The organism is Phaeobacter sp. 11ANDIMAR09 (genome assembly GCF_001294455.1).
Taxonomy (GTDB): domain Bacteria; phylum Pseudomonadota; class Alphaproteobacteria; order Rhodobacterales; family Rhodobacteraceae; genus Pseudophaeobacter.
In genome coordinates this window covers 15,712-27,333 of the sequence record NZ_LIKT01000027.1, presented here as the reverse complement: position 1 = coordinate 27,333, position 11,622 = coordinate 15,712, and the positions used below count along the sequence as shown (strand labels likewise).

Here is an 11,622-nt window from a genome sequence, read left to right as displayed (position 1 = left end):
CATGCAGATTTTCAGCGCAGAAGCACAGGCACAATTGGAAGAGCGGCGGGGCACCAACGCCAAAACCTTGCTGTGGTTTGAGGCAGAGAACCGCGAGACCGGCGCGCCTGAAACCCTGGGGTTCTGGAACGGTGACGACCACGAGGAATTTTTGATCGACGGCGAGATCCGCACCTTCTACGGCGCAGGCAATGTGATCGACGTGCCGCCCATCGTGGTCAAACCCGGCTTCACAGTGCGCAACCTGCGGATCAAGATGCCACCCTTTACGGATGAGGTGAAAACCCTTCTGGAGGCCTACAAGCCCCGCCTCGCCAAGGTACTGATCTACTCGGTCGCGCTCAATATCGACACCGGCGGGCAGATGGGCACACCGGTTCGGGCCTTCAAAGGTTTTCTGAACCAGGCTCCCCAGGAACTCGGCCCAAAGAACGGGAGCAGCTACACCGAATTGGTCCTGGTCACCGCTGCGCGTCACCTCACCTATGGGCTGCCCCTGAAGCGCTCCAGCGCAGAGCTGCAGCGCCGCAATGGCGCTGACAAGGGCCGTGAATATTGCGACGTGGCAGGCGAATGGACCATTCCATGGGGGCGAGCATGAGTGACCGCGCCCCCCTATTGCTTTTGTACCTCCGCGAGACCCGCGCCCAGGGAGCCAAAATGCGCCCCGGACGGTTTGACTGCGCCCTCTACGCGGCGGAATGGGTCAAGCGTTGTTCCGGCCGGGATCTGGCTTCTGAGTGGCGCGGCACCTACCGCCGCCTGCAAGACGGCAGGGCCAAGCTACGCGCGGCCGGTTTCGCCGGTCCCGCCGATCTGGCGGCCAAGTACCTGGTCGAAATCGACGGCTGGCAAAACGCCCGGCCGGGCGACATTGCCGCCATCGAGGAGGACGGCGAAACCGCCTTTGGCATCATTGGCGGCAAGCAGATCCATGTTCTGTCTGCAATAGGCCTCGACGTCACCCGACTTGACCGCGCAGAGAGAGTGTTTCGCCCATGATCCGCCTGCTTCCCCTCGCCGCTTTCTTCCTGCTGCTGTTGAGCCAGCCCGCCGAAGCCGCCCCCGTCGCCGCCGTTTTTGCCGCTCTCGGAACGGCATTCAAGGCTGCGATCACGATAAAGGCGATTGCAGTCGCCGCCCTCAAAACCCTGATCACCACCGGGGTTTCGGTCCTTCTGCAGAAACTCAACAAGGGTTCGCAACGGGACCCCGGCCTGGTCACCACCCACACGACCAGCGGCGGCACTGATCCGCAGGCCACAATAGTTGGGAGATATGCCTCTGGCGGCCATGTGGTCTATCAGAACGCCCACGGCGGCAACAATATCTACAACACCCATGTGGTCGAGTTCGGAGACCTGCCCGGCGCAAGTCTGCGCCGCGTCATCATCGACGGCGAGTTCTCTGATCTTGGCACTGAATGGGTGCCGGGGCTTGGCTACAAGATCCTGTCAAAGGTCAATGGAGCAAACGCTTATGCCTGGGTCCGCTTCCATGACGGCACCCAAACCGCCGCCGACCCCGACCTCGTGGATCTCTATAGCGGCGACGGGGAACGCCCCTGGACCGATAGCCACATTCTGACCGGTGTCTGCTATGCGGTGTTCACCTTCTACCGCAGTGACAGCATGTTCCCAAACGGCCGCCCGGACTACCAGCTCGAGCTGGACGGACCAGGCTTTTACGATCCGCGCCAGGACAGCACAGTCGGCGGCAGCGGCCCGCAGCGCTTTGACACCCCGGCCACATGGACACAGACCTCCAATCTTCTGGTGATCGCCTACAACATCCTGCGTGGCGTCCGCCTCCCCTGTGGCCGTGTCTATGGTGGCGGTTTTGAAGCCGAAGACCTGCCTCTGCCCGACTGGTTCGCCGCGCTCAACGCCTGTGATTTACTCGTCGGGGATGACAATCGCCCGCAGTTCCGGGGCGGCTATGAAATCAAGTTTGAAGAGATCCCCGCCGATATCCTCAAAGAAATCTTTTCCGCCTGCAACGCCCAGGTCGTCGAGGTCGGCGGGTATTGGTATCCTCTGGTCGGAGACAGCGGCCCGGCGGTTGTCGAAATCTCGCTGGAAGACGATTTGCTTGTCTCCGAGGCCTGGCAGCACTCCCCTTTTCCCGGTGTTGAAAGCACCTTTAACGCCATTTCAACGTCCCTTCCCTCGCCCGAAGCGCTGTGGAACGCCACAACGCTGGAGACGATCACAAGGGACGAGTGGGTCACCGAGGACGGCGGCACCAAGCTCTTTGATCTGAGCCTGCCCATGGTTTGGGATACCTCCCAGGCCCGGCAGATTGCCAATGCGCTGCTAAAGGAAAACCGCCAGTTTCGCACCCATAAGTGGCCGATGCTGCCAGAGCATTTCCACCTTCGCCCGCTCAAGACGATCAAGGCGAACAGCTCTGGATACGGATACGAGGCTAAAGCCTTTCGCATCACGGAAATGGCCTACAACCTTCAGACGTTGACCTCCGTTGTCAGTGTGCGGGAGGCCGACCCGGCGGATTATGACCCGGATCTTGACCTGGAATTGCCCGAAGCACCGCGCCCGACCGGGCTTATCACCCCAGTTGATGCGGGCGTTCCCGGTCTGGCCGTCACCGCTGCAGCCCGGAAAGACGGCGCATCAAACTACCGTGCGCCAGTCATCCGCATCAACTGGATCGGATCACTTGCCGACACCACCAGCGCGCTTGCCTTCCAGGCCAAGGTTACAGGCAATGAAGAAAAGATCACGGCCAGCACCTCGGACGTTGCATCCGGCGAATTCGTCCTGGAGCCGGTGCTGCGCGCGACCGACTACCTGGTGCGCGCCAAGCCCATCGCCGCCAGCCGCGTAACCGATTGGAGCCTCTGGCTGCCAGTCACCACGCTCGACATTGGTCTGTCCCCTGCGGATCTGTCAGATGAGACCTTTGACGCCCTGGCAGACGATGCCTACGACATCGCTAGCGCCTTGAATGACGACCTGATCGAAGGCCGCCTTGATCCAATTGACGCCGAGCAAGCGGCCCAGGCAGCGGCCCAAGGCGACGCAGAACTGGCCACCCTGGCTTTGACCGTCAAAGGCCACGGGGACCGGGAAGAGCAACGCCAGGCGCAATCGCTTGCCTCCGAGGATCTCCACGCCCGTGTGACTGAAGAAGGCCTGGTAACTGCACAAAAACTCACCCGCCTGGACAGCCAACTCGCTGATACAGGCAAAGGGCTTATTGGCCATGCCGCCGCACTTGAGACCCTGGACACGGCGGTGCAGGAAGTTGACGGACGTGTCTCAGCCCAGGCCAGTGCTTTCCTTGGCCTGCAAACAACGGTCGGGCAGAACACCGCGTCAATTGCCCAAACCCTAGAGACGGTCGACGGGATTAGCGCCGAATACACCCTGCGTATTGAGGCCAACGGCGTGGTGTCGGGCATGGTGCTGCGGTCGGATCTCGACGACGCGGGCCAGCCCACCAGCCAGGTCGCGTTTCAGACAGATAAGTTCGCCGTTGTCAGCCCCGACGGCAGCACCCGCGAGGTCCCCTTTGTTGTCTATGCCAGCCCCCGCACCATTGCCGGAAAGCTCTACCCGGCCGGGGTCTATATGGAGAATGTATTTTTGGGTCGCGCCGCCATTGGACGCGCCCAGATTGAAGACAGCATCCAGAGCGATGACTATGCAGAAGACGCCAACGGCACCCCCACAGCCGGTCTGAAACTGGATTTTGAGACGGGGCAGATCAAGGCCGCGGGCGTTTTGTTTTCTCGCCCAATGGTTCTGGCACGGGGCTCTTTCAGCCTGTCTGGCACCTTCGACGACGGGGACGCATGGAGCTTTGTAAACACCGGCATTCGGGTCGGAAAAGCAGATGTTTGGCAAGCCAGTTCTGTAGCCTTGGTCGCGGTCGCATCTGTGTCCAGCGCCGCCACCGCTCCGGGCGGTATCGACCCAAACAATTCCTTCTGGACCTTGAACGCTTCCGTGCAACCAGGTGGCCGCTGGAATGGTTTCAACGGCAACCCTCAGCCCGGCCCGGTCTGGCAGAAAGATCCCTCAACTCTGATCACACCCCGCTGGGCTAGCGCCAGCGATCAAAGGGTATTTCTCAAAATAGAAATGGAGACCACAGGCGGGCTCTATTTCAACAACCCCACAATCGAATGGACCGTGTTCCAGGTAACCTGAAGGAGGCCTCCAATGGCTTGGCAAAAGACAGGCACAGTTTCAGTCACAAGCGGTTCCCCAGTCGTCACCGGATCAGGCACCAATTGGGTGGCCTCCCTACAGGCCGGATGGGGCTTTGTCGGCCCCGACGGCAAGACCTATGAAATCTCGGCCGTGAGCAGCAACACCGCACTCACTTTGGCGACGGACTATGGCGGCCCAACGGCAGCGGGGCAGAGCTACTCTGCCTTTCCGACCCAATCTTTGGCCCATGAGTTGACCACCGCCCTGCAAACTCTCATTGGCAACTACCAGTCCATCTATGACAAGGCAGGCCAAGGGCGGTTTAACAACGGAACCGTGGCCGCTGCTGGTATTGGGTTTGACGCAGACCGTGACACGGGCCTGTCTCGCCTAAGCTCAAACACCCTATCCCTGATCGCTGGTGCGGTCGAACAGCTCCGCTTAACCGGGGGCCGGGCTAGCGGAGCCGCCGTTCAAAGCTCGGTGGTCGACGCCTCCCCGGACAAGCTAATGAAAGTAGGCGGCTTTGGCCTGGGCGGCTACACCGCCCCGGCCCCGAAAGCTGATCTAGACAATCTAGGGGCTTTTGGCGGGATCTTTCACGTTGATTCCGTCGGCGCGAACAAACCCGATTTCGCAGCCAATTTCTCGATCCTGTCCCTTCCGCGCCATGAGAGCCTGGCCGCGCAGCTCGCCTTCTCTTTGAACACCAGCGTCGGCCAACGGTCTCGGGCAGCTGTCAGATCAAAACTCAGCGAAACGACCTGGGCGGATTGGGTCGAGATTTTCACTCAAGCCAGTATTCTCGGCAGCGTTTCACAAAGTGGCGGCCAGCCTACTGGTGCGCTGATCGAGCAAGGGAACAACGCCAATGGTCACTATGTGCGATTGGCCGACGGTACTCAGATCTGCACCCACAAAACGCTTTCCAGCGCCGGAACCTCTGCGCCTTGGGTGTTCCCGAGCCAGTTTTCTGCCCCACCAGCAGTAACGGCAGCGCCCGAGTATAACGGGGCGCGCATGGGAACCGTGCACGGGGTGAGCAGTTCAATCATCGGCTTCAATGCCTGGAATACAGCCGGTTCAAAGGTCGCAGTGACCTGCAACCTCTTGGCTGTTGGCCGCTGGTTCTAAGGAGACACAGCAATGCATATTACTTTCACGCCAATGCGCCTCGATGAGGAGCTGACTCTGGAAAAGCAAGGCGACGTCCTGATAATCAACGGCGAGGCCTTTGATTTCACCCCCCTGCCCGAGGGGCACATCCTGCCCCGCGCGGCCGTTGTCAGCGACTGGCTGGTTTCCGATGTGACCCGCGTCAGCGGCGTGGTTCAAATGACCTTGATCCTCCCCCACGGTGCCCAAGCCCCACGCGAAACCCTTTTCCCGGTTCCGTTGCTCGTCACCGGGGACGGGCCGGTCAAATTGCCCGCTCACAGCCCCACAGTTCAGCAGACGGAAGATCAGCCATGAGCAGCAACATCGACTTCACGCAGACGATCACCGCCAATGATATTCATGAAACGCAGAAAGCCCGCCTCAATGACGAGTTGGCCCATTTGCGCTGGCAGGCCGAAACCGGGGGGCTGTTGACGCCAGACGGTACTCTTGTTCGCACCGACCGCGAAACCCGCGCCTCCCTCACAGAAGCCGTAAACGCTCTGCAGGCTGGTCTTATGCAGGGGCCTGTGCCCTGGAAAATGGCAGACGGCTGGGCGGACCTGTCTCAAACAGAACTGGAGGCCATAACCAGTGCGGTCGCCGGTCACGTCCAAGTCTGCTTTGCCGCAGAACGCACCGTCCAGGCCCAAATTGAAGCCTCTGAAGACCCGGCAAGTTTCAACACGGAGTCGGCCTTTAAAGTGGCCTTAAACGCCCTTCAAACCGCAGCTTGAAATCAGAAGACGCCTCACGGTAACGGGAGGTTAAAGGGCGCTTAAAACACCCTTCAACATGGGGCCAAATTCTCACATCAAACCCCATCGACCAACGACTACTTCATGGCCGCTCCCTGTCCTCGAGGACCCGGCCTTCATGAGGTGATTCCACTTGACGTTGCAAGACCAGCGTTGCGGCGAATGTCGTAGATTGCTATTTAAGATCGAGCCTGGCGCATTGAGCGGCACGCTCTCTATCAAGTGCCCTAGATGCAAGGCACACACCACCTTGAGGCCACCGAGCCCTTCACCTGAGCGCCAAGAGCGCGATGGAACGGAGGGCCAAAATGCCCAAGTCATCCGAGATCAATCTCCCGCCGCTACCCCCAGGCTGCCACGGTATTCCCAAAGGGACACGCTATAAGCAGCAGTTTGGCGTCATTGTCCTGGTCCAGGACGAACCCGCGCAGAAGGCCCTCTTTGAAGAGCTGAAAGCGCAGGGTCGCAAATGCCGGGTGGTGAATACATGAAAATTGATATTCATCACGCCTCGCCCATCCCCGAAACCTACCGCGCAGCGCGCGTCTCCAGCATGTTCAATGTTGAGGGCGACGCCGATTTTCGCCTGACCGTCGAGGCAGACCTAAGCGCCCGCCCCTGGCAGGTTGGCTTGATCGTCGGGCCTTCAGGTTCCGGCAAGACCTCTCTCGGCCGGGCCTTGTTTGGCCGGGAGCTGGACGCCGAGCCGCAATGGCCCCGCCAGGATGTCATTATTGATGCCATTTCCCCCGACTCTGAAATGGACCAGGTCACCGCCGCTCTTGCCGCTGTTGGATTAGGTTCAGTGCCGAGCTGGCTGCGCCCCTGGGGGCACCTGTCAAACGGCGAACAGTTCCGCGCCAATCTGGCCCGCCTCCTTTGTGAGCGCCCAGCGCTGGCCGTGGTGGATGAGTTCACCTCTACCATCGACCGCCACGTTGCCCGGATCGGCGCGGCCGCCTTCGCCAAAGCCTGGCGGCGTGGTCCCGGCCAGTTCGTCGGCGTCACATGCCACGACGACGTGGTGCAATGGCTCAATCCCGACTGGGTAATCGACACCCGCTCGGCCGAGTTCAAATGGAGGCGTCTTCGACGCGCGCCCCGGATCAGCATGGAAATTCACAAGACCGACGGTTCCTACTGGCCCCTGTTTGAGCCGCATCACTACCTGAAGCTGCCCCGGATGGTGGCGGCTGACTACTACGTCGGCTTTGTGGACGGCGAACCCGTGGCGCATGTTTGCTTTTCGCCTCGGCCGGGATTGGTCGAGGCCCGTGCTTGCCGCCTGGTGATTATGCCTGAATGGCAAGGTGCAGGGCTGGGCCTGCGCTTCCTTAATGAGGTCTGTGCCCTCTGGCGGCGCGGTGTGAACCGCTACGAGCGCCCCATGCCCACGTTGTTTCACACCTCCCACCCCGGCCTGGCCACAGCACTGCGTGGCCAGCCTCTTTGGGCGCAGGTCTCTGCGAACCTCGGGCAATCCTCGTCCGTAAAAAGAAAATCTATCAAGGGCCGCTTAGGGGGCCATTTCAGAGCTGTTCAAGGATTTCGCTATGTCGAGTAAACCCGCCCCCCGCATCGCCGTTATTGGCCGTTCTTGGCTTGCCGCAGAGGTGCTGCGCCGCCTGACCGCCGAAGGCTTTGACACCGCATTGATCGGAGAACCCGATGACAGCCAACCTCTGGAAGCCGCACAGGCACTGGGCCTGCCCTATGAGATCAAGCCGCACTGGTTGCCTCTGCGCTCCGCAGATCTGCCCTGGCGGCCAGACCTGGTCGTCTCTGCGCACTCGTTCCGCATTGTCCCGGATTGGTTCATTGAATGGTCCCGCTTGGGGGCCATTGGCTACCACCCCTCCCTCCTGCCCGCCTACAAGGGCCGTCATGCGATCCGGGACTGTCTGGAGGACGAGCAGCGCTTCACCGGGGGCAGCGTCTATTGGCTCACACCGCAGATCGATGGCGGGCCGGTTGTCGTGGCCAACGGGCAACGGCTCCAGGAGCGTGTCCAAATCTTACCTGGAGAGACAGCCTTGCAGCTTTGGAAGCGGGTGCTTGCCCCACTGGGGGCAAATTTGCTGACCGACGCCACGGCCTACATAAACCGCCGTTAAACCCCCTTTAAATCTCCTTCAAAAGGCCGATGCTGGCAGGCATTGGCCTTTTTTTATTTCCCGGAGATTCGCATGAAACTTGTTTTCGACCGCCGCCATTTCGGAGAGAGCTATGAGTAAGCTATTAGCAGGGCTTTATTCCACAACGGCCCTTTGCCCCACCCCCATATCACGAAACCATATCTCCGGCCCAAGAAACGGCCGGGGCCGGGTTTCGGAAACAAAGAAGAGCTCCAACCGGTCCGGTTCAGTTGCGATAATGATGACGAGAACGATCGCGGTCCCTTCCCTAACGACCGCGTCGCTCACGTCTATCGCAGGCCAAAGCCCTCAAACAATTACACGGCATATCAATCGCAAATATCTACAAGATACTATCAAAGGGGGCTTTCGATTTGGTACGATTGCTGGCTACAAGCCTGCAGATACCGCACAAGGTGGGCGCTTGGGCGATTTGCAAGAAGGGTCACAGAGGCAAGTATTTTCTAGTCGAACAGGGGTGTACAATGGGAACTTTATCGGGACAAATATTCGGGACGTCAGCATCGACGGTTTTGAAAACCCTATAGTCATCGAATATTCGGTGAACGACTACTGCTCCTGCTCATCAATCAACGGTTTCAGACAGGACCGCGCAAACACTCTTCGTGCAAGAGGGAATCCAGACATAGACACCTTTGTCGTTTACGATCTTGAGAAGCTGACGAAAGCCTTAAGAGAGATTTTTGCGGAAAATTCGATGTGGCAACACTTCGAAATCTTGTCTCGCGAAGTGATATACGGAGAAAAAGATCGTCACTGGTCAGTCGAAGGTGAAATTGCAATAACCGAGGACCGTGATCACTTAGAAATCTGGCTCGGCACTTCTTTTGTTAAGTCGACAGCATACGAACACGAAGAAGAATTCCGTATGCTCGTCATTGATCCTGGTAAAGCTGGCCAACTGGCAGAAAATATCAAACACTTACTGATTCAAGATCCTAGAATAGCAGGGGCAATTATAGAACACGGCCACTTTTAGTGGTTCGTGTAGTTCGAAAGCGGGGTATCGTTCGGAATTTTTGCTGACCGTTGATGTTGGCTTCTTCCTGCGGCCAAATTCCAAAAGGCGTCCGAGCGCCCAATGGTCGCGTCCAATGGGCAAAACAATTTGCTGCAACGGGAAGTGTCCCTTACTGCAACGCGAAGTGTCCCGCTACAGCTACAGTGGCGGCCGAACCTGATCGTCCCGCAATAGCGGGCTACTCCATTACAGCCTCAATATTTGCAACTTTGCAAAAAGATTTTAACCCAACCCCAATCCTTATAATTCGTGAAGCTTTGCAAAAATTTGCAGACTTCCGATCATACAAAGTGCAAATTTCTTGCGTCCCTGTGACGCGGGGTTACCAAGATTGCTTGCTCCAAGCACAGGCTTGCGCATAACTCGTCACAGATCTAACGCGTGGGAGGACGCCAATGTCTTACAAAGAGATATATGCCAGCTGGAAAGCCGATCCTGAGGCCTTTTGGATGCAGGCCGCCGAAGCGATCGATTGGGTGGAAGCTCCGACCAAAGCGCTGACTGACAAAGGCGAAGGCCTGTATGAATGGTTTGCCGATGCCAAGGTGAATACCTGCTACAACGCTGTGGACCGTCATGTCGAAGCCGGTCGGGGCGAGCAGACCGCGATCATCTATGACAGCCCGATTACCCATACAAAACGCGAGATTTCTTATGTGGAGCTGCGCAACCGGGTGGCCAATCTGGCCGGGGCGCTGCGGGCCAAGGGCATCGAGAAGGGCGATCGCGTCATTATCTATATGCCGATGATCCCAGAAGCGCTGGAAGCTATGCTGGCCTGTGCCCGCATTGGCGCGGTGCATTCTGTGGTCTTTGGCGGCTTTGCCGCCAACGAGCTGGCTGTGCGGATTGATGACGCCACCCCCAAGGCCATCATTGCCGCCTCCTGCGGCCTCGAACCCGGCCGGGTGGTGCATTACAAACCTCTGCTGGATGGCGCCATTGATCTGGCCGAGCACAAGCCCGAGTTCTGCGTCATCCTACAGCGCGAACAGGAAGTGGCCCAGCTGATAGAGGGCCGCGACGTCAATTGGCACGGCTTTCAATATGGTGTGGAACCCGCCGAATGTGTGCCGGTCGAAGGCAACCACCCCTCCTATATTCTCTATACCTCGGGCACCACTGGCCAGCCCAAAGGTGTGATCCGTCACACCGCCGGTCAACTGGTGGCGCTGAACTGGTCGATGAAGAACATCTATAACGTCGATCCCGGCGATGTGTTCTGGGCCGCATCCGATGTGGGCTGGGTCGTGGGCCATAGCTATATCTGCTATGCGCCGCTGATCCACGGCAACACCACCATTGTGTTCGAAGGCAAACCCATCGGCACCCCGGATGCGGGCACCTTCTGGCGGGTAATCTCGGAGCATAAGGTCAAAAGCTTCTTTACCGCGCCTACTGCCTTTCGGGCGGTCAAACGCGAAGACCCTAAGGGGGCGTTTGTAGGCAAATATGACCTCAGCTGCCTGGGCCAGGTCTATCTGGCTGGCGAGCGCGCCGATCCAGACACAATTACCTGGGCACAGGAACAGCTAAAAGTTCCGGTTGTGGACCACTGGTGGCAGACAGAAACCGGCTGGTCGATTGCCGCCAACCCTCTGGGCATCGAAGAGCTGCCAACCAAGCTGGGCTCGCCTGCTGTGCCAATGCCGGGCTATGAGGTCGACATCCTGGACGAGGGCGGCCATCCCGTTGCTGCGGGCGAGTTGGGCGCCATTGCCGTGAAGCTGCCGCTGCCCCCTGGCACGCTGCCAACTCTGTGGAATGCCGAAGATCGGTTCAAGAAGAGCTATCTTACCACCTTCCCAGGCTACTATGAAACCGGTGATGCAGGCATGAAGGACGAAGACGGCTACCTCTATATCATGGCGCGCACCGATGACGTGATCAACGTGGCCGGCCACCGCCTGTCCACCGGCGGCATGGAAGAGGTGCTGGCGGGCCATCCGGATGTGGCGGAATGCGCTGTAATCGGCGTGGCGGATCAGCTGAAGGGCCAGATGCCCCTGGGCTTCCTCTGCCTCAATGCTGGTGTTGATCGCGATCCCGATGCGATCGTCAAGGAAGTGGTCAAGCTGGTGCGCGAAAAGATCGGCCCGGTGGCCGCCTTTAAGCTGGCCGTGGTTGTCGATCGCCTGCCCAAGACGCGCTCAGGCAAGATCCTGCGCGGTACCATGGTCAATATTGCCGATGGCACGCCGTGGAAAATGCCTGCGACCATTGATGATCCCACGATCCTGGATGAAATCACCACCGCCCTGCAAAGCCTCGGCTACGCCAAGGGCTAAGATCCCAGCAATGGGGCGGGAGGGCAGAATCTGCCTTTTGGCCCCATTGCGCACAAAAGCCTG

At 59.0% G+C, this 11,622-nt stretch carries 12 protein-coding genes; all 12 read left to right on the top strand.

What is annotated here, in order from left to right:
- Window position 1 precedes the first annotated feature (1 nt).
- The 12 genes from AN476_RS18535 to prpE all read left to right on the top strand — a co-directional run bounded on the left by AN476_RS18535 (window position 2) and on the right by prpE (window position 11,559).
- Window positions 2–601 (top strand): hypothetical protein, encoded by a 600-nt coding sequence (locus AN476_RS18535; protein WP_054463266.1) that lies wholly within the window; start codon window positions 2–4, stop codon window positions 599–601.
- A complete protein-coding gene (locus AN476_RS18530; RefSeq protein ID WP_054463265.1) occupies window positions 598–1,002 on the top strand; it encodes a hypothetical protein in 405 nt (134 codons plus the stop codon). Before AN476_RS18535 ends, AN476_RS18530 begins: the two co-directional genes overlap by 4 nt.
- Complete coding sequence (locus AN476_RS18525) at window positions 999–4,175, top strand: DUF1983 domain-containing protein (RefSeq protein WP_054463264.1); 3,177 nt, start codon at window positions 999–1,001, stop codon at window positions 4,173–4,175. Before AN476_RS18530 ends, AN476_RS18525 begins: the two co-directional genes overlap by 4 nt.
- A gap of 12 nt (window positions 4,176–4,187) precedes the next feature.
- A complete protein-coding gene (locus tag AN476_RS18520) occupies window positions 4,188–5,312 on the top strand; it encodes a hypothetical protein (protein ID WP_054463263.1) in 1,125 nt (374 codons plus the stop codon).
- Window positions 5,313–5,324: 12 nt separating this feature from the next.
- The gene (locus tag AN476_RS18515) at window positions 5,325–5,651 is read left to right on the top strand and encodes a hypothetical protein (protein WP_054463262.1); all 327 of its coding nucleotides are present in this window, start codon (window positions 5,325–5,327) and stop codon (window positions 5,649–5,651) included.
- Complete coding sequence (locus AN476_RS18510) at window positions 5,648–6,073, top strand: DUF4376 domain-containing protein (protein ID WP_054463261.1); 426 nt, start codon at window positions 5,648–5,650, stop codon at window positions 6,071–6,073. The genes AN476_RS18515 and AN476_RS18510 overlap by 4 nt, the downstream gene beginning before the upstream one ends.
- 154 nt (window positions 6,074–6,227) lie before the next feature.
- The gene (locus AN476_RS23600) at window positions 6,228–6,479 is read left to right on the top strand and encodes a Com family DNA-binding transcriptional regulator (RefSeq protein WP_083464397.1); all 252 of its coding nucleotides are present in this window, start codon (window positions 6,228–6,230) and stop codon (window positions 6,477–6,479) included.
- The gene (locus AN476_RS18505; protein ID WP_054463260.1) at window positions 6,403–6,585 is read left to right on the top strand and encodes a hypothetical protein; all 183 of its coding nucleotides are present in this window, start codon (window positions 6,403–6,405) and stop codon (window positions 6,583–6,585) included. The genes AN476_RS23600 and AN476_RS18505 overlap by 77 nt, the downstream gene beginning before the upstream one ends.
- Window positions 6,582–7,658, top strand: coding sequence for a GNAT family N-acetyltransferase (locus tag AN476_RS18500; protein ID WP_054463259.1), 1,077 nt, complete (start codon window positions 6,582–6,584; stop codon window positions 7,656–7,658). Before AN476_RS18505 ends, AN476_RS18500 begins: the two co-directional genes overlap by 4 nt.
- Window positions 7,648–8,208 carry a formyltransferase family protein gene (locus tag AN476_RS18495; RefSeq protein WP_054463258.1) on the top strand — a complete coding sequence of 187 codons (561 nt, stop codon included), beginning with the start codon at window positions 7,648–7,650 and terminating at the stop codon, window positions 8,206–8,208. The genes AN476_RS18500 and AN476_RS18495 overlap by 11 nt, the downstream gene beginning before the upstream one ends.
- A 112-nt stretch (window positions 8,209–8,320) precedes the next feature.
- Window positions 8,321–9,229 (top strand): DUF2971 domain-containing protein, encoded by a 909-nt coding sequence (locus AN476_RS18490; RefSeq protein ID WP_157063807.1) that lies wholly within the window; start codon window positions 8,321–8,323, stop codon window positions 9,227–9,229.
- A gap of 437 nt (window positions 9,230–9,666) precedes the next feature.
- The gene (gene prpE / locus AN476_RS18485; protein ID WP_054463256.1) at window positions 9,667–11,559 is read left to right on the top strand and encodes a propionate-CoA ligase PrpE; all 1,893 of its coding nucleotides are present in this window, start codon (window positions 9,667–9,669) and stop codon (window positions 11,557–11,559) included.
- Window positions 11,560–11,622 lie beyond the last annotated feature (63 nt).